The sequence below is a fragment of the Planktothrix sp. PLAVEN19ND genome (assembly GCF_057220675.1).
Map to the genome: position 1 here is coordinate 1,058,175 of NZ_CM170132.1, position 18,804 is coordinate 1,076,978.

The 18,804-nt window shown below is 42.9% G+C and carries 18 protein-coding genes; 10 read left to right on the forward strand and 8 right to left on the reverse strand.

Annotated elements, in window-relative coordinates; translation table 11 throughout:
* Nucleotides 1–121: 121 nt before the first annotated feature.
* From AC2D3N_RS04675 to AC2D3N_RS04695, 5 genes are all read right to left on the reverse strand, one after another.
* Nucleotides 122–1,210: a geranylgeranyl reductase family protein gene (locus AC2D3N_RS04675; protein WP_079679562.1), complete on the reverse strand. Its 1,089-nt coding sequence runs from the start codon at nucleotides 1,208–1,210 to the stop codon at nucleotides 122–124.
* Between the two features lie 189 nt (nucleotides 1,211–1,399).
* Entirely contained in the window at nucleotides 1,400–1,948 is a 549-nt protein-coding gene (gene frr / locus AC2D3N_RS04680; protein WP_079678724.1) for a ribosome recycling factor, read from the reverse strand.
* Nucleotides 1,935–2,663: a UMP kinase gene (pyrH, locus tag AC2D3N_RS04685; protein ID WP_079678726.1), complete on the reverse strand. Its 729-nt coding sequence runs from the start codon at nucleotides 2,661–2,663 to the stop codon at nucleotides 1,935–1,937. The genes frr and pyrH overlap by 14 nt, the downstream gene beginning before the upstream one ends.
* 226 nt (nucleotides 2,664–2,889) lie before the next feature.
* Entirely contained in the window at nucleotides 2,890–3,429 is a 540-nt protein-coding gene (locus tag AC2D3N_RS04690) for a thioredoxin family protein (RefSeq protein WP_079678727.1), read from the reverse strand.
* Nucleotides 3,430–3,463: 34 nt separating this feature from the next.
* Nucleotides 3,464–4,405 carry an SGNH/GDSL hydrolase family protein gene (locus AC2D3N_RS04695; protein ID WP_079678729.1) on the reverse strand — a complete coding sequence of 314 codons (942 nt, stop codon included), beginning with the start codon at nucleotides 4,403–4,405 and terminating at the stop codon, nucleotides 3,464–3,466.
* Nucleotides 4,406–4,738: 333 nt separating this feature from the next.
* Here AC2D3N_RS04695 and btpA point away from each other — a divergent pair, with 333 nt between their 5' ends.
* The 3 genes from btpA (at nucleotide 4,739) to AC2D3N_RS04710 (ending at nucleotide 9,020) form a co-directional block, all read left to right on the forward strand.
* Nucleotides 4,739–5,593, forward strand: coding sequence for a photosystem I biogenesis protein BtpA (gene btpA / locus AC2D3N_RS04700; protein ID WP_079678731.1), 855 nt, complete (start codon nucleotides 4,739–4,741; stop codon nucleotides 5,591–5,593).
* An 86-nt stretch (nucleotides 5,594–5,679) separates the two neighbouring features.
* Nucleotides 5,680–6,600: a vitamin K epoxide reductase family protein gene (locus AC2D3N_RS04705; RefSeq protein WP_079678732.1), complete on the forward strand. Its 921-nt coding sequence runs from the start codon at nucleotides 5,680–5,682 to the stop codon at nucleotides 6,598–6,600.
* A gap of 242 nt (nucleotides 6,601–6,842) precedes the next feature.
* Nucleotides 6,843–9,020 (forward strand): CHASE2 domain-containing protein, encoded by a 2,178-nt coding sequence (locus AC2D3N_RS04710; RefSeq protein WP_484692926.1) that lies wholly within the window; start codon nucleotides 6,843–6,845, stop codon nucleotides 9,018–9,020.
* Between the two features lie 69 nt (nucleotides 9,021–9,089).
* On the opposite strand, the gene AC2D3N_RS04715 is transcribed toward AC2D3N_RS04710, so the two are convergent.
* Nucleotides 9,090–9,812, reverse strand: a complete 723-nt coding sequence (locus tag AC2D3N_RS04715) for a C40 family peptidase (RefSeq protein ID WP_484692927.1) — start codon at nucleotides 9,810–9,812, stop codon at nucleotides 9,090–9,092.
* Between the two features lie 97 nt (nucleotides 9,813–9,909).
* On the opposite strand from AC2D3N_RS04715, the gene AC2D3N_RS04720 reads away from it, so the two are divergent.
* From AC2D3N_RS04720 to AC2D3N_RS04745, 6 genes are all read left to right on the forward strand, one after another.
* On the forward strand, nucleotides 9,910–10,845 hold the full coding sequence (locus tag AC2D3N_RS04720; RefSeq protein WP_079678735.1) for a serine hydrolase: 936 nt from the start codon (nucleotides 9,910–9,912) through the stop codon (nucleotides 10,843–10,845).
* A gap of 517 nt (nucleotides 10,846–11,362) precedes the next feature.
* The gene (locus AC2D3N_RS04725) at nucleotides 11,363–11,605 is read left to right on the forward strand and encodes an antitoxin family protein (RefSeq protein WP_484692928.1); all 243 of its coding nucleotides are present in this window, start codon (nucleotides 11,363–11,365) and stop codon (nucleotides 11,603–11,605) included.
* 33 nt (nucleotides 11,606–11,638) lie between these two features.
* The gene (locus tag AC2D3N_RS04730) at nucleotides 11,639–12,082 is read left to right on the forward strand and encodes an aspartyl protease (protein ID WP_484692929.1); all 444 of its coding nucleotides are present in this window, start codon (nucleotides 11,639–11,641) and stop codon (nucleotides 12,080–12,082) included.
* Nucleotides 12,083–12,131: 49 nt separating this feature from the next.
* On the forward strand, nucleotides 12,132–12,338 hold the full coding sequence (locus AC2D3N_RS04735; protein ID WP_007354027.1) for a type II toxin-antitoxin system HicB family antitoxin: 207 nt from the start codon (nucleotides 12,132–12,134) through the stop codon (nucleotides 12,336–12,338).
* Nucleotides 12,331–12,588, forward strand: coding sequence for a type II toxin-antitoxin system HicA family toxin (locus AC2D3N_RS04740; RefSeq protein ID WP_484692930.1), 258 nt, complete (start codon nucleotides 12,331–12,333; stop codon nucleotides 12,586–12,588). Before AC2D3N_RS04735 ends, AC2D3N_RS04740 begins: the two co-directional genes overlap by 8 nt.
* 828 nt (nucleotides 12,589–13,416) lie before the next feature.
* Nucleotides 13,417–14,808: a helix-turn-helix domain-containing protein gene (locus tag AC2D3N_RS04745; RefSeq protein ID WP_484692931.1), complete on the forward strand. Its 1,392-nt coding sequence runs from the start codon at nucleotides 13,417–13,419 to the stop codon at nucleotides 14,806–14,808.
* 298 nt (nucleotides 14,809–15,106) lie between these two features.
* On the opposite strand, the gene AC2D3N_RS04750 is transcribed toward AC2D3N_RS04745, so the two are convergent.
* A complete protein-coding gene (locus AC2D3N_RS04750; RefSeq protein WP_484692932.1) occupies nucleotides 15,107–16,570 on the reverse strand; it encodes an ammonium transporter in 1,464 nt (487 codons plus the stop codon).
* Between the two features lie 11 nt (nucleotides 16,571–16,581).
* Here AC2D3N_RS04750 and AC2D3N_RS04755 point away from each other — a divergent pair, with 11 nt between their 5' ends.
* Complete coding sequence (locus tag AC2D3N_RS04755) at nucleotides 16,582–17,544, forward strand: RNA-guided endonuclease InsQ/TnpB family protein (protein ID WP_079678750.1); 963 nt, start codon at nucleotides 16,582–16,584, stop codon at nucleotides 17,542–17,544.
* Between the two features lie 17 nt (nucleotides 17,545–17,561).
* On the opposite strand, the gene AC2D3N_RS04760 is transcribed toward AC2D3N_RS04755, so the two are convergent.
* Nucleotides 17,562–18,563, reverse strand: a complete 1,002-nt coding sequence (locus AC2D3N_RS04760; RefSeq protein ID WP_079678751.1) for a PRC-barrel domain-containing protein — start codon at nucleotides 18,561–18,563, stop codon at nucleotides 17,562–17,564.
* Between the last annotated feature and the right edge of the window lie 241 nt (nucleotides 18,564–18,804).

Below are 18,804 nucleotides of genomic sequence, written 5' to 3' on the forward strand. Positions count from 1 at the left end.
TTATTTCCGAGCTTTTGGCGTTAAGTTGACACTGATGGAGGAGATCTCGTCCCTACTTATTTTCTTCTTTGATAAATGATAACCAATGACTAATAGCTGATAACTGATAACTGATAACTGATTAAAAGGGCATTAATTGTTTAATGGCTTTACTGGCAATATCTCCGTAGCGCAGTTGACCACAGAAAATTTTACTCATAATCTTTGTGGCGGCGGGCATTTTTACTCCAGCCTTATAAGCAACTTTCGGAAAACGATAGAATGCACCGCCTAGACGTCCGGCCCAGACCATATCTGCGCCCCATTCATCTTTCATGACTTGGGTGTAGCCTTCTAAAGCATTACCGACACCGCCTAAGGCTTGATCAATCGCCTCTGCGGCTTTAACTCCACTCAGGATTGAAGGACGAATGCCCTCGGCTGATAATGGATCAACTAAACTGGCTGCTTCTCCGGCAATTAGAGCATTTTGGGTATGTAAAGTTTTATCTCCATCCCAGAGACACAGAGGATGGTCATAAATAGTTGCACTGCCTAAACTCGCTTTACTGGCATAATCCAGTAAGTCCTGCTTCAGATTTTTAGGTTCTCCCCCGATAAAAGTAGCAATACTCAAGGAGTAACCATCGGCCTTGGGGAATCCCCAAATACTACCATTTTTTACCATGCCAAATTCAAAACTGGGTAATAACGGTTGATCCGTTACCACTTCCATAAATTGACTTTGACGCAGTTTAGACTGTTTCAGTCCTAACCATTTTGCCATTGAACCTTTAGCCCCATCAGCCCCAATTAAATATTTAGCGGTTAGGGGTTCAGTGGTGGTATTCACTTGCCAACGATCGCTTTTAAATTCAATCCCGGTAACTTCTGTATTGTCCTGGAGTTGGGCTCCCTGACCCTTAGCCTGTTGGATGAGAAATTGATCAAATACATCCCGTCGCACCATCCACATCGGAACGGGAATATCGGATTCTACCGCATCATTTAATTGCCAGGTATAGCGAATTCGTTCCACCGTTGTCGAAATTGCCGGGCTAAAATCAAAATCAAACCATTGGGCGATCGCCGGAGAAACTCCCCCTCCACAGGGTTTTAAGCGGGGAAAAGTTTCTCTTTCCAGAATTAAAACCGAACGTCCGCGTTTGGCTAAATGATAGGCTGCTGCTCCTCCGGCTGGGCCAGCACCAACAATAATACAGTCAAATATTGTTGTCATAAGAACTACTAATTAGTTATCAGTTATCAGAGTTATCAGCCAAGAGTGTATTGATTCACCTATGAACTCTTGTACTGATAATTGTTGACTATTGCCTATTTTTGATGGTTTTTTCGCTTAAGGATGAAGCGGGGATTAACTGTTAATAACAAATCCCCAACTTCAACTCTCACCCTGGTGTTAAACAGTGGTGATGTCTTTTTCTTTGACCGCCAAGGCTTCATCGATTTTAGCGATGTACTTGTCTGTTAGTTTCTGAACGGAATCTTGTAAATCAGCAGATTCATCTTTTGAGAATTCACTACTTTTTTCCTGTTTCCGAATCGAATCAATTGCATCCCGACGAATATTTCTGACGGCGACTTTGCCATCTTCGGCCAATTTAGCCACTTGTTTGACTAATTCTTTTCGGCGATCGCTGGTTAAAGGGGGGATATTCAGACGGATCACAGAACCGTCATTATTCGGTGTTAACCCAATATCCGACATCAAAATCGCTTTCTCAATAATATTCAGGGTGTTGCGATCAAACGGCTGAATGGCAATGGTGGTGGAGTCGGGGGTGCTAATGTTCGCCAATGCTTTTAAGTGCATTTGACTCCCGTAATATTCCACGATGATTCGATCTAATAAACTGGTATTTGCTCGTCCAGTCCGAATAGTATTGAAGGAGCGCTGAGCCGCCTCCAATGCTTTAACCATGTGATCTTCAACTTCAGCTAACTTCACACAAACCTCCAACTAAGGTTCCAACAGGTTCACCACTCACCGCCCGGCTGATATTTCCCCGCACAGTGAGATCAAATACAATAATCGGGATATTATTTTCTTTGCACAGCGCGATCGCTGTACTATCCATCACCCGTAAATCATGGGTGAGAACGTAGCTGTATGTCAATGTTTGGTAGCGTTTGGCGTCCGGGTTATGTTTCGGATCGCTATCATAGATGCCGTCTACCTTGGTCGCTTTGAAAATCACTTCCGCATCAATCTCCGCCGCCCTTAACGCTGCGGTGGTGTCCGTGGTGAAAAAAGGATTTCCCGAACCCGCCCCAAAAATCACCACCCGATTGAGTTCTAGGTGGCGAATGGCTTTGCGTCTAATATAGGGTTCAGCGATTTCCTGCATGGCGATCGCCGTTTGTACCCGGGTTGGAACCCCAATTTGTTCTAAGGCATCTTGTAAGGTAATGGAATTCATCACCGTAGCAATCATACCGACATAATCGGCTGTGGCTCGATCCATGCCCCCGGCGGCGGCCTTCACCCCCCGAAAAATGTTACCGCCCCCGACCACAATGGCGACTTGTACTCCTTGATTTACCACTTCGGCGACTTCTTGAGCGATCTCTTGAACCACCGATGGATCAATGCCATAGCCCAAATCTCCCATCAGGGCTTCGCCACTTAATTTGAGTAAAATGCGTTTGTACGCTGTTCCCATCTATACCCCCATAGCCTTTGTATTCATCAAGATCGCCAATTTTCGTGAACGGATTAGGTTTATCGTTACCCGTCGCTTAGACCTCGGGGTTATCATATCAGGATATATTCAGTCATCAGTCATCAAGTATCCGCATTATCAGTTATAAATTTACCTCTATTGTTTCAGTTTTTTGGATTTAGATCCAATTAAGACCTGAGATATTTGTCTATGGTTTTCCGAGCTATCAATGTCTCCATTTAATCGAGCAACCGATCGCATCGGTGCATTCGGTCGTAATCGGTTCGTGGTTCAGGAGTTGGGCGATCGCATTTTTTAAATAGGGAACAGTGACATTTTCAGCCAGTTGGGGACTATCATCAATTAAGCCCTGATAGCGCACAATTCCTGACCGATCTAATAAAAACGTTTCCGGGGTGTTAGTTGCCCCAAAACAATGGGCTACATCCTGGGTAATATCTCGAATATAAGGAAAATTCAATCCCTGTTCTCTAGCAAAGATTTTCATATTCTCAAAACTATCATCGGGGTATTGAGTGGCATCATTGGCATTAATACCAACTAAAATTACACCCTGTTCCTGATAGTCTTGTTGTAACTGTTTCAGGCGATGTAAGTATGAATGAACATAGGGACAATGGTTACACATAAAAATCACGACAACGGCTCTATATTCTTCTAAATAACGAGCCAAATGGTGAACTTCATCATCAATTCCTGGTAATTCAAAATCTGGAGCATATCGATTAATTAAAGTACCTTGCATAGTTAATATTTTCACCTGATTCAACCTGTCTATTTCATTTATTTTTATTTTTAACCCTCAATTCTTCTTCTAACCTTTGACTAATCTTTTCACTGACCAATTGATTCCCAGAGGGACTCAAATGAATATGATCTCGATACAGAGTTTCGGGTTGAGAAGTGGCTTTAAAGATCGGCAAAAAATCAATATAAATCCAATTTTGAGCCTGGGTGAATTCCGTCAATCGTTGACGGGCTTTAATTTCATAATCCCGGGATCCGGGTTCACCGACTTCTCGCAATAAGGGGGTCATGGCTAATATAAAGTTAGCATTATTTTGCCGAGCGATCGCTTCAATCCCTTGGATCTTCTCCAAATTATATCCCACCGGGTCAGAAGGTTGGGGTTGTTGGGCGGTCGGAATCGGTTCAGAGGGTTTTAAACGGCGATTAAACACCTCCACTAACGCTAAACGAGGTGATGTATTAGGGTAGTTGCGATCGCGTCCTACAACGCCGGGATTCGGCGGCCCAGTGAATAAATCATCGGTATTGATCAATAACACAATCACCTCTGACCCAAACAGTCCAAACCGTTGTAAATAGGCCAATTGGTTCGGTGGCCCCCAGGAATTAGCCGACACATTCAGGACTTCCCCCTGCCCCTGACGACCTAGCTGTTGGCCAATCAACGCCGACAGAGTTTGAGATTGGTCTGTCCACCATCCCCCATTCACCAAAGAATCCCCTAACAACATCACCCGCCGCGTTCCAGAAATGGGAAGGGGAGTAATAGAGGCACTTCGCATTGAATATTGATTAATTTCAATCTGGTTGCCATAACGACGGGTTTTCTGGTTTGGGGCTAATAAATAACCGATGTCCGAGTCCCCCAAATACAAGACGGGAGAGCCCAGCCCAAAACGCAGACGTAACCCAATCTCCACCACCATCAAAACAACGAGCAATATTTCCAACAGGACTAGAACAATTTTCATCAGTAATCAGTGATCAGTTATCAGTGTAGAGATTTACCTGAGCGCGTCTGTACGAGTTAAAAGTTAATCGACTATTCAATTCTTTACTGATAACTGATAACTGATTACTGGTAACTGGTAATATGATAGACTGCTGATTATAGTCTATCACCTAATCAGTAAACACCTAATCAGTACAACAGAAGACTGTTAATTCTTGCACTGATAACTGATAACTGATAACTGATAACTGTATAATGTAATGTCTTTATTCATTTTCAGACTACCCATGCTCTGCCTTAGCCTTGGGCATAGAGGTGAGGCTGTAAAACTTTGGTGGTCGTAGGTAAATCTGTGGACTTAGATCAAATCTTTAAAACTCCCAATCCTATTATCGGTGTTGTACATCTGTTGCCCCTACCGACTTCTCCCCGTTGGGGAGGAAATCTCAAAACGGTTATTGACCGCGCTGAACAAGAGGCAACAGCCCTGGCTTCGGGCGGGGTCAACGGCATCATCGTCGAGAATTTTTTTGATGCTCCCTTTGCTAAGGATCAAGTTGATCCGGCCGTTGTCAGCGCCATGACCCTGATTGTGCAGCGGATTATGAACTTAGTGACACTGCCAATTGGGATTAATGTACTGCGTAACGACGCTCACAGTTCCTTAGCCATTGCCGCCTGTACGGGGGCTAAATTTATCCGCGTTAATGTCTTGAATGGCGTTATGGCCACAGATCAAGGGATTATCGAAGGTCACGCCCATGAGATCCTGCGCTATCGGCGAGAATTAGGCAGTGATGTCAAAATTCTAGCCGATGTTTTGGTCAAACATGGTCGTCCCTTGGGATCTCCTAACCTGACAACGGCTGTCCAAGAAACGATTGAGCGGGCCTTGGCCGATGGGGTAATTCTGTCCGGTTGGTCTACGGGCAGTCCCCCCAGTTTAGAAGATTTAGAACTAGCCCGGGCGGCGGCGATGGGAACTCCTGTCTTTATCGGCAGTGGTGCCAGTTGGGAAAATGTGGGAACCTTAATCCAAGCAGCCGATGGGGTGATTGTGTCCAGTTCCCTAAAACGCCATGGACAGATTCATCAACCGATTGATCCCAGTCGGGTCAGTCAGTTTGTAGAAACAACCCGCCGGAACTTGAATCAGTTATCAGTGATCAGTCATCAGTTATCGGTGATTAGTCAAAGCAAGAAATAATCAGTGAAATAGCGAGTTGATTGTCTTGACTCCTAACTGTTCACTCTTACACTGATAACTGATAACTGTTTACCGATAACTGATTTATGGGACGTTCTACCCCTTGGATTCATCACTGGTCACGGCCGATTATTGTGGCGATCGCTCTAATCGGTGTGATCGAAAATGTCTATTTAACCAGTATTAAACTCCTGGGTGGGACGGCGGTTTGTCCCACTTCTGGCTGTGAAGAAGTTCTCAATAGTCCTTATGCGACGGTCTTGGGTTTACCCTTAACTCTATTTGGGTTTTTGGCCTATACGACGGTTTTGCTGTTAGCTATTGCTCCTTTGGTTTTTAACCCTACGACCCAAAAAGCCCGTCGCCAAGCGGTGGAAACTCAGACGAGGTTTCTTCTATTTCTTGTAACTACTGCCATGGTCTGTTTCAGTAGTTACTTAATGTTTCTGCTATTTTTCAGAATTCAGGCAATATGCCCCTACTGTATTGCCTCGGCTTTTTTCTGTGTGAGTCTATTTGTTATAACTTTAATAGGCACCCATTGGGAAGATCGGGGTCAACTTTGGTTATCGGGTCTTGGGGTCGGGATGATTACCGCAATTGTAGCTCTGGGTTTATACAATAGCGTTGGCGACATCAATACTCCCAACTCTTTCAGTGATAGTAGTGGTGGTAACACGGGGTTAGCGATTACTACCACATCCGGGCCAGCAGAAATCGCTTTAGCTCGTCACTTGACCCAAATTGGAGCCAAGGAATATGGAGCCTATTGGTGTCCTCACTGTTACGATCAAAAACAACTCTTTGGGAAAGAGGCGTTTGCTATAATTAATTATATTGAGTGCACTACTGACGGCAAAAATTCTCAAACCCAACTTTGCAAAAAAGCTGGTATTCAGGGTTTCCCGACTTGGGAAATAGGGGGTAAATTATACCCGGGAATCCAACCTTTAGAAAAATTAGCTGAATTATCCGACTATCAGGGGCAACGGGAGCAGGGGAAGTAAAGAGAGCAGGGGGAGCAGGGGAAGCAGGGGAAGCAGGGGGAGCAGGGGAGGCAGGGGGAGCAGGGGAAGCAGGGGAAGCAGGGGGAGCAGGGGAGGCAGGGGGAGCACCAAGCAGTGCGTTGGCGTTAGCCCTGCGTAGCAGTGCGTCCTTGCTCGCTGAATATCACCCAAAACCCATTCGTAATTCGTAATTCGTAAGACAGTGACTTTGAACAGATAAATAAATAGGATCGTTGCGACCGATGTTCAAAATATTTAAAGAGTATTGCCGTCAAATTCCGCTCAAGCACTGGTTATCTCAAGAAGGTCGAGTATTATTCACCGCTTCCGGTGTGACGGTCGTGGTGATTTTTATTCGATTTTTAGGAATTTTGCAACCGTCGGAATGGACGCTTTATGATCAATATTTTCGAGCACGTCCCTTAGAATCTGTAGATGATCGGATTTTAATTATTGGGATTGATGAGCAGGATTTACAAGAGTATGGGTTTCCCATTTCCGATAGAACTTTAGCTCGACTTTTACAAAAAGTTAATGCGGCTAAACCACAAGCTATTGGTTTAGATATTTACAGAGATTTACCCATTGAACCCGGACAGTCAGAATTAGCCAAGGCTTTCAAAACGATTCCCAATTTAATTGGCATTGAATTAGTAGAAAGTAGTGGGAAATCTGGGGTGCGCCCTCCTGAGATTTTAGAAAATAAAAATAAAATTGGTTTTAATAATGTACCTCGAGATGCTGACAGCAAGGCTCGCAGGGGATTACTCTATCTTACCGACACAGAAAACAAGCAAAAATTTCGCAAAAGTTTTGCTTTACAACTAGCTTCAATTTATTTAAAAAACAAAGGAATTGAAGCTAAACCTTCTCCCCAAAATCCTAATGAATTACAATTTAAAAATACAGTATTTCGTCGGTTTCAACCCAATGATGGCTCTTATATTAGGGCCGATGATGGCGGTTATCAATTCTTGATTAATTTGCGAGGGCCGGCGGGAACATTCCCCTCCATTCCGATGCGAGATATTTTAGAAAATCGAGTTTCTCCTGATTTAATTAAAAATCGAATTGTGATTATTGGTTCTACGGCTCCGAGTATTAAAGATTCAGAATTTACCTCCTATAGTGATGGGATATTTAAGTCTTCTCAACCGATGTATGGCGTTGAACTACAAGCCCAATTAACCAGTCAAATTATTAGTTCAGTTTTAGATGGTCGAACGTTAATCAAAGTCTGGCCAGAACCCTTAGAATGGCTGTGGATTTTTGGATGGTCTTGGGTAGGGGCTGCTTTGAGTTGGAAACTTCAATCCCCCCGACGTTCGGTGTCCTTAATCATTTTAATTAGTATTGGGATTACCGGGGTTACTTACCTGGCTTTTCTGCAAGGGTGGTGGATTCCCGTGGTTCCGGCTCACTTGGCTTTAATCGGGTCTGCGGGGGTAATTATTGCTTATTTAGCGCATTTACAAGGAGAGTTAAAACGGTCTACCGAATTTTTACAAAGTATTATTAATACGATTCCCGACCCGATTTTTGTGAAAAATAAAGAGCATCAGAAAATTGTGTTAAATCAAGCCTATTGTAAGTTTGTGGGTTATCCGTTAAATGTGTTGATGGAAAAGAGTGATGACCAACTTTTTCCTAAACATGAAGCCGAACTGTTTCGTCAACAGGATGAAATGGCATTTAATACGACTTGGGAACAGGAAAATGAAGAACAGTTGACCGATATTAATGGGATTACCCATTATATTGCCACAAAGCGATCGCTCCACCGAGATGCGGCGGGAAATCTCTATTTAGTGGGAGTGATTCGAGATATTACCGAACGTAAACTGTTAGAAGACAATTTAAAACAAATTGCTGCTGAACTGAAGCGGTCTAATGCCCAATTGCGGGTTTCCGCCGAACATGACCCCCTCACCGGACTTCCCAACCGAATTTTATTCCAAGAACGTTTAACTCAATCCCTAGAATGGGCTAATCGTCAAAATCGCATGGTTGCGCTGTTATTTTTAGACCTCAATGACTTTAAGCACGTCAACGATAGCCTCGGTCATCAGATTGGAGATTTACTCCTCAAAACCATTGGGGACAGACTGAAGGGGTGTTTAAGGGGGAGTGATACGGTTTCTCGATTGGGTGGGGATGAGTTTACCGTGATTCTCCCGGGTATTCCCAGCAAGTCGGATGTTGCCCGGGTAGCCCAAAAAATCCTCGATACCATTACTCAAGATACGGTTTTAGAAGGACACAAAATCTCAATTACTACTAGCATTGGAATTAGTTTATATCCAACGGATGCTCAAGAGATGGAAACCTTAATTAAGTTAGCAGATACGGCTATGTATCGGGCTAAGACCACGGGAAAAAATTTGTATGAGTTTTCTAGGGATATCGATATCCAATCTTAATCCCAAACTATATTGATTCGCTGACAAACTACCCCCGTTAAGCAGCAGATGACTTCACTTGAGATGGAATTAAGAAGCAGTTTGATAACTAGAAATTATTCGTCCTGCTCCCCGTAACTGTTTAAAGTAATACTGAATACAAGCATCTCCTGTTGATGATAATACATCAATTTTTATGCCGTTACGACCATGTTCGCTACCCGAACTATGAATATATTGTTGGTCTCCGAGATATAATCCAACATGAGTCGCTTTTTCAACGGTTCCAAAAAATATTAAATCCCCAGGGAGAAGACTCGAAAAATCTAATTGTTCTCGATTAAAAGTGATTGGTTTGGCAAAGGCTTCCTGTTGATAGGCGTCTCTAGGAATCCAAATTCCGGCATCAGCAAAGGCAGCTTGGATTAAACCCGAACAATCATAATTAGGGCCGATTGTTCCGCCCCAAAAATAATAATTGGGGGTTGCCATTGCGGCTTGAGTAAACTGAATAATCTGGGGAATTGCAGCTTGAATTTGAGCCTCTGACCAAATCGGAGGAAGATAAGGTTGAGTCGCCATCTCTAAATGCTTTTGATCGCCAGTGCGTAGCCAAGCGGTATAATTATCTTCACATAATTGAACTAGAATATTAGGGGAATTATCTGTGTGATTTGTGGGTTTGGGAAGTAGACGTAAATGACGAGAGGCAGCTGCTTGCGTTGCTAAAGTTTGGCAGTCCGCTCCATCATAGAGATCTAAATTCTCTTTACAGCAATACTCAATCATATCTGATAAGGGTTTGGCAATCATAATTAATTTAATGGATATTAATTTAATGGATATTGACGGTTGAGGGTTGACTTTTGACACTTAGCCAAAACCAGCAAACCTGACACTGACACCTGAAATGACTTTTTTCCATTCCGATGAACAATTAGAAACCCAAGGCATTGGCATTATAAATGCAACTCGCACCCAATTTCCAGGTTTAGCCGCCAATCAAGTGGCTATGACTTGGTTAGTATATGACCCGCCTATTTCTGTTAATACCGGGGGTGCCTTAACCCCGGAAGACTTTTGGAAATATCCCGTGCGGGGATTTAACTATCGGGGAATTGAACGAATTTATCCGGCTAGTATTGTGAAATTATTTTATTTACTGGCTGTTTTTGAGTGGAAAGAGAAGGGAATGTTACGGACAACCCCAGAATTAGAAAGAGCCACTAGAGATATGATGATTAATTCTAGTAACGATGCTACCAGTTTAGTAGTTGATGTATTAACCGGAACTACCAGCGGGCCAGAATTATCCACAGGGCCGTTTGAAACCTGGAAAAGTCAGCGTAATTTAGTTAATCGTTATTTACAAACCCTTAACTGGCCGGAATTTGAATCAATTAATGTGAATCAAAAAACTTGGGGTGATGGAGCCTATGGTCGAGAACGGATTTTTTTAGGGGAATTAATGGAAAATCGCAATATGTTAACCACTAATGCCACCGCTCGATTATTGCATAGTATTATTGGTGGAGTGGCGGTTTCTTCCGTTGCTTCGGGTCAGATGATGACATTAATTCAACGCAGTCTTGACCCCAAAGATTTAGCGGAAAATCCAGAGAATCAAGTCGCAGGTTTTCTCGGAGGTGGATTACCTAAAACGGCAAAACTCTGGTCAAAAGCCGGACATACTAGCCAAGTTCGCCATGATGCGGCTTATATTGAACTTGATGCAACTCAATCCTATTTATTAGTAGTATTTACGGAAGGAAAAGCCCAAAGTAAAAACGAGGAAATTTTACCTTTTATTTCTCAAAAAGTTGTGGAAGCGATGAAAATACTTTGATTTGATCTGACATTTCCCATGGGTAAAAAGCCCTCGGCGATTGAAATTGCAGCCAGAATCTTTAACCCGCGTCGGCGGGTTTTGTTTGTGTAGATGCGGTTTCAACCGCCTTTGATATAATGTGACTTTGATATAATGTGACTTTGATATAATGTGACTTTGATGTAATGTGACTTTAATGTAATGTGACATTCCCCATAAGAAATAAAGCCCTCGGCGATTGAAATCGCGGCTACACAAACGATGTCCGCCTGCGCGGACAAAGGGGGTATGTGGGGAGGAAAAATCCACCCCCAGAATCTTCAACCCGGGTCGGCGGGTTTTGTTTGTGTAGCTTAAGCTAATAGGTAGAGCAAAACTCCCAAAAATAGCAAAACTATCAGAAACCCGGTTTCTTCACCCTCAAACAAGGGGTTTCTATAAGAGCGCGTTGACTCAAGAAAGACCTCAAGGAAACGCGATCGCGAATCATCCTTGCTAAATGTTATGTTGTTAAAGTTTAAGAGAGGATAATCAAATGACAATGACAATTGCAGCCATTTATGAAAAGGGAGTGTTGCGGCTAATGCAGCCAATCGAACTTCCAGAGGGAACCAGCGTTGAAATAATTGTTATTCCGAAAACGTCTGATTCTCAGCATAAAAGTCATGCCGATATTCTCGCAGAGATCGCGGCTTTACCATTAGAAGATAATGCAGATAAATTCTCTGGTCGAGAACATGATAAAGTTCTTTTGTGCCAGATGCCAAATGTGTCATAATTTAAGATACAGTAACTCGGAGGATTGATCACAATGTACGCAACTTCCGACAAATCAATGGGTAAAGTTTTAACAACGCTGACGATTACCAATCGTGCCGACCAATCTGCTGCTGCACGAGGATTCATTCCAACTGAACAAATACGTTCCCTCACGCTAGATAACGTTTTGGTAGACACGGGTGCAACTACATTATGCTTGCCTCCAGTGGCGATCTCACAACTGGGTCTTGAACTCCTCAAAGAAGTTGATGTCGCCACTACCACAGGCATCAGCAAAGCACGAATATTTCAAGATGCCAAAATATCTTTATGCGGTCGAGAAGGCACTTTTGAATGTTTAGAATTACCAGGAGGCAGAGATGCTTTAATCGGCGTAATTCCTCTGGAAGCTTTGGGATTAGAACCCGACCTACGCAACCAAACTTTAAAGGTTTTACCCTCAGAATCAGTAGATACTTACTTGACAATTCTGTAGTTTTCCTTCTAAGAATAGCTATATTGAGTAAAAAGAATTTGGCAAAAAAATGTCTTATACTTTCACGGCAATTGTTTATTGGGAAGAGGATGTTTATGTAGCCGAGTGTCCTGAAGTGGGAACAGCTAGTCAAGGAGATACGATAGAAGAGGCGATCGCCAATCTCAAAGAAGCAACGGAACTTTATTTAGAAGAATTCCCTCTACCTAAAACTTCGCCTCGCCTGCTAACTACATTTGAGGTATTGAGTGCCTAAATTACCACGAGTCAGTAGTGCAGAAACCATCCGCGCTTTGGAAGGCTTAGGCTTTATTAAAGTAAGGCAGCGAGGCAGTCATGCTATTTTGAAGAAACGATTACCGATAGATGATGAAGATAATCCTCAAAGCGCGATCGAGGTTGGCTGTGTAATACCAATGCAGCGCAAAACTTTGGCAGTTGGAACTCTCAAAAGTATTCTAAATCAGGCAGGGATTTCTGTTGAAGATTTTTTGAGTAATCTTTAGAGATATTGGAAGGGCGATCGCACGTTTACTAAAAATTGGATTAAGGGAAAGCGAAGCTGTTTTGCAAAATCGCCTCCTTCCCCTAATTTTTGTCCTAACCTTTTAGGCAAGGCACATTGTTGATATTCGGTCTACCATGTCCAGTAGCTATCGTAACAAGAATGTCCTCCATCGCCAACCCAAGTACCGTAGCCCGGATGCTTCTTTTCACAAACCTCAGAGAGATGATGGGGATTCTGTGTCCACTGAGCGTCACTTACTGTTTTTGTTGCTGTACCACTTACTCCTGATGGCACTCCGACTTGCCCACCTGTTTGAGTTTGCGTAGGAGACAGCCGTGTCCCACAGATAACAACGTCATTCTGAGGATCGAGGCGAGCAGATGTATAATTTCCATACCGACCCCTACAAAAGGCATCTGCATCAAACTGGTTTATATCAGAAATTTTGTAGATTACTCGTTTTTGTCCTGGTATTTGAGCGAAAACAGTTTCACCAATTGCGCTAGTTGCTACTAACGCGCAGACGGCTGAAGACATTAGTGTAGTTAGCCCAGATTTTCTGAACATATTTCTCACGTTGGATTTGCTTATAATTGCCTCTTGAGATATAAGCCTCTACCTAAAGTTCGGTAAATATTTAAGAGACTCTTCTATAGTTATATTTATAATTTAGATTTTTGCCTACTCTAAAAGGTATCTTTTGGTATTTGATTTTAAGCCGATTAATTTCCTGATAAAATCATAAAACACAGGAATCAGTTCCCTAAAGTTGCAAAAAGTAGGAAAAAGTGGGATAATGGGTACAACCTTAACATCTGCATGACCTATGGACGTTAAAGAGGTATTGGAATTAGCGGATGAACTAGCGCTGGACAAAACAGGAAAATATTTAGATGACATTCAAAAGGATACACTGCGAGGTATTTGGGAACGCAAGAAATACTTGGAGATAGCAAAAGCTTGCAACTGTACCGAGACTCATGTTAAGAAAGTAGCCTCCAAATTGTTCAAACTATTCTCAGAAAGAGTGACTGATAAAAGTCTGAAAAAAACTAACTTTAGAGCAACAATGGAAAGATATGAAATTTCTCAATCTTCTAATTTCGTAAACTTTAATATTGTACAAAAAAGTAGCATTAACGTCTGTACAGACACCTTAAACCATAAACAAAACTCACCCCCAACACAAAACTCAAATGAAAACAACACCCAACAAAAACTCGATTTAAGAGACGCACCAGATATCAAAACCTTCTACAACTACCCCTCCTCACCCCTCACCACCCTCGAAAATGCGATCGCACACCAAAACTGTCGCCTCCTCACCATCACAGGTATGAGTGGCATCGGCAAAAGCGCGATTGTACGTCACCTCATCCCCCTAATTCAAACTCAATTCGATCGCATTATTTGGCGCAGTCTTCGCACTTCCCCACCCCTAGAAACAACCCTCAAAAACCTGATTCAATTTCTCTCAAATCAACCCGAAATTACCTTACCAGAAAATATTGATACCCAACTAGAAATACTAATAGAATCTTTACGCACCCATCGCTGTCTCATTATCCTAGATGACGTGCAACAAATCCTCAACAGCGGCCAACTTGCAGGCAATTATAAACCCGGATATGAAAATTATGGAACCCTATTTAAACTTATCGGCGAAATTCCTCATCATAGCTGCCTAATCCTCAATAGTTGGGAACCCCCTTCAGATATTTTAACATTTACAGATGATAATTCAGCGGTATGTTTATTACAATTAACTGGATTAGGTGAAGCCGCAACAGAAATTATTAGAGAAAAAGGTTTATTAGATGAAGATCGCTGGCCAGAATTGATTAACCTTTATCAAGGTAATCCCCTCTGGTTAAAACTAGTCGCTCAAACTATTAATAACTTATTTAGCGGTAGAGTATCTCAATATTTGAGTTATCAAGCAGTATTTTTAAGCGATGAATTGACACCGATATTACAGCAGCATTATCAGAGGTTATCGGAGTCCGAGAAACACGCGATCGCGCAACTCAGTAACGAAAGTAAAACCGTTTCAATTACCCAATTAATGGCAAAATGTCAAGGGTCACAAGGCGAATTATTTAAAGCAATTCAATCTTTAGTAAGACGGGGAATGATCGAAAAATTCAGCTATGAAAATGAAACCGTTTTCACCATTCAACCGATATTAAAAAAATATGTTAAAATGGTTAGCGAATAGTTTTAAAGATATAGCTAAATGAGAGCTAACCATGACCATAGCACCAAACATTAAAACTCAATAGAGGTATAAAATGGCATACAGCGATTTCAGCGATTGAAATCGCGGCTACACAAACGATGTCCGCCTGCGCGGACAAAGGGGGTATGTGGGTAGGAAAAATCCGCTTCCAGAATCTTTAACCCGCGTCGGCGGGTTTTGTTTGTTTAGCTGCGGTTTCAACCGCCGGATAATTTGTTTCTAAAAATGAGATTTATAGGAGTTTCATTTTAGGAATGAAACCCCTACATCCCTAAAATTACCTTTCCTTTCCAGCAAAGCTTCCAGTTGCAAAACTTAAACCGGAAGCAAAATCTTCGCCATAGGCTTCTTCTCCATGTTGATCAATATCTAAACCTTGTTCTTCAACCATCGGTTTAACTCGCACTTCCATCAAGGAACTAAGAATTTTGATAATCACAAAAGTTCCAGCCCCGGCAAAAATGTAGGTAGCAACTACCCCAACAATTTGAGGAATTAATTGTCCTGGATTTCCATACAAAAGTCCATCAAATCCAGCCGGATTGACACTTTTTGTCGCAAAAACTCCGGTTAAAATAGCCCCAATGGTTCCACCCACACCATGAATAGAATAGGTATCTAAAGAATCATCAAATTCTAATTTCACCCGCCAACTGACGGCATAGAAACAGCAAACGGCGGTGATAGAACCAATTAAAATTGCACCAACGGGGGTAACAAATCCTGCTGCGGGAGTGATTCCGACTAACCCGGCGAGGAAACCACTAGCAATCCCAACGGCCGTTGGTTTACCGCGTAAATACCATTCCACAATCGCCCAAGTCAATCCTCCGGCTGATGTTGAAACCATGGTGGCGACAAAAGCAACGGTAGCTAAAGAACCAGCACTTAAAGCACTGCCAGCATTAAAGCCAAACCAGCCAAACCATAACATCCCAATTCCTAATAGGACAAAAGGAACATTATGGGGGGCATGGGGAACTACCATAAAATTTTTCCGCGAGCCAATTATCCAAACTATAACTACCGCCGACACCCCGGAACTAATATGGACAACGGTTCCCCCGGCAAAGTCTAAGGCACCAATGGCTTGTAACCAACCCCGACCCCAAACCCAATGGGCTAAGGGAGAGTAAATAAATGTAGACCAAAGTAGGACAAACCAAAAGTAAGCCTTAAAGGTGATGCGTTCCACAATCGCCCCAGAAATTAAGGCTGGGGTGATGATCGCAAACATCATCTGATAGACCATAAACAACTGGTGAGGAATGGTGGCCGCATAGCCAATCGGATCAGGGGCTTCGGCGGTGACTTTATTTAAAAATACCCAATCTAATCCGCCAATGAACTGTTCAATGCCTTTGCCAAAGCCTTCCGAGACGGGAGTTGAGACATCAAAGGCGAGGCTATATCCCCAGAATACCCAGGTAACGCCTACAATGCCCATTAAGATGAAACTCATCATCATGGTATTCAGGACGTTCCTAGAGCGCACTAAGCCACCGTAAAAGAAGGCTAAACCGGGCGTCATGAACAGCACTAAGGCAGCCGAAACCAACATAAAGGCAGTATCTCCGGTATTAATCGGATTTTCTTCTGCCGCTTGCGCCCAAGCTGTTCCCGTCAGAGGGCCAGCTAACAGAATGAATGTAAGTAATCCAATAATTCCTAATTTTTTGAGCATCGCTACTATTCTTTCCCTATAACCAATATCCAAAGATTGAATCTGTATTTTGCTCATTGATTCCAACAATGATTCTGTATCCTAAAACACAAAAACCCTCAGAGCTTGGTAGCCACTTGTGTGAAAACCGGGTTGATCGATGCTCAATTAAGTTTGAGCCAATTGGTGATATTCCAGAACGTCCTAACTATCACCGCCAATCTGGTGAACTTAAGCAAACTAAGGTTTTGTTTCCTGAGTACAAAGATATTTATGCTCAAGTACAACAGCAAAATCTGATGCGTTTGGATAAAGCATGGCAACGATGGATGGTGCCTGACAAAACAGGCAAACCAGGTGGCAGACCGAGGTTTAAAAAGTCTGGTGGGTTACGCTCTTTCACTTTTCCACAAACTAATAGTGAGAAAGCAGGAGCGCATATTATTGGCGATAATTTAAAGCTTAGTAAAATTGGCGTTATGCCAGTGGTTGTGCATCGTCCTATCCCTGATGGATTTACGCCTAAGACTTGCACTCTAATCAAAAAAGCTGATGGCTGGTATGCCTCAATCGTAATTGAAGATGCAAGTGTACCATCGCCATTATCTCTTGATACTCACTATCAAGTTGCTCATAAGTTATGCGAGAAATATGATCTGATTGGCTTGGAAGATATCAATATCAAAGGCTTGGCTAAGACTCGTTTAGCTAAGTCAATCCTTGATGCAGCATGGGGACAGTTTTCGCAAATCCTAGAAGCAGTGGCGGTAAAACGCGGCAACTGGATTGTGAAAGTAAATCCCTATGGTACTTCTCAAAGATGTTCTGGCTGTGGCAAAAATGTTCCTAAAGCTCTGTCAGTTCGCACCCATGAATGTCCGCACTGTGGCACCGTCTTAGACCGTGATCACAATGCGGCAATTAATATCAAAAATTTAGCTCTTAACGCCGTCGGACTTACGGTGTCAGCCTGTGGAAGCAAGCGAGGTTACTCAGCTTGTGAAGCAGGAATCTTTATCTGTGAAGAAAAGAAGCTCACGCTATACCGCTAGGTTAGCGTGAGAGTATGTCACTCCTCGTATTCGGGCATTTTTGTCTTCTCTGGAATATTAATTCGGGGCGGTTGATAGGGTTTGGGATTTTCGCCCTCATCCCAAGCATCGGAATCTACCTCATCTTCATATTCATAGTCTAATTCTCTGGCATAGAGCTTTTGTTCTTTACGGGGAGTGGGTTCAATTGGAACTAATTCCCGTTCTCGATAGCGCTCATCCTCATCTCGTTCCACATCGCCCCAATTATCTTCTTCCTCATAGTCATTATAAATCGGTTGGGGTTGACGTAAAGGCTGAACTGGGGCGGGATGTTCTTCCCAGGCGTCATTTTCATCCCAGGATTCTTCCTGGGCCACCGCCGGGGCGCGACCCGCCCGTTGTGGCGTGGTTTGGGGAAGTCCGGTTCCTAACTGGTTAGCAGGTTTAACCGTTGGGGGATAATACATTCCCTCCTCTTCTTTTTCCCAAGGTGCTTCTCCTAAACCCAAACGTTCTAACACACCGACGGACAACTGTTGGAGTCGATCTTCTGATCCTTCAAAGACAATTAATCGATTTGGGCCACTGCTGACAACTTCCTCAATGGACAATTGATATGTACTGATCACCTGTTCAGGAATTTGAGGCAGACCAATGGAGGCGATAATTAAAGATTCTAACTTGCCATCCCGGGTATCAAATTTGAAGCCCCGTACCCGTCCCAGAGGTTCCCCGGTTTCGGTGATCACTTCACTGTTGATCAGGGTACTGTAGCTCTCTACATCCACGTCTTCTTCCAGGACGGTATCATCGTCCACCAAAATTACGTCCCCGATTTCGCGGACACTACTCAGGTACATAAATTTTGGCATTCCAGCGATCGCTAGAATATTATTACGGATTCCGATCGCCACAATTTCACGCTGATCTATGTCTACCCATAATTGGCTGACGATCCCAAGTCGTCTACCTCTGTCACGGGTGATAACTTGAGTGCCGAGAATTTCGGAGCGTTGGCGGATATGTTCAGATGTCATGCTAATAGCGAATTTCAGTTTTAACTGTTAAATATACAGATTACTCTACAATTTCTAAGGGTTTGGATGCGGATTCCGTACCATTAGTTTTTCGGGTTTGCTCTGCTGTAGGTCAAAACCTACCCTTAACCCATTATACCTGATCACTGATCCAATAACAAAGATGATCTCGGTGGAATTTAAAACATTTTAATTGTTTTTTAGATTATTCTAGCTTTACTAGAGGCAGGATTAAGACGCA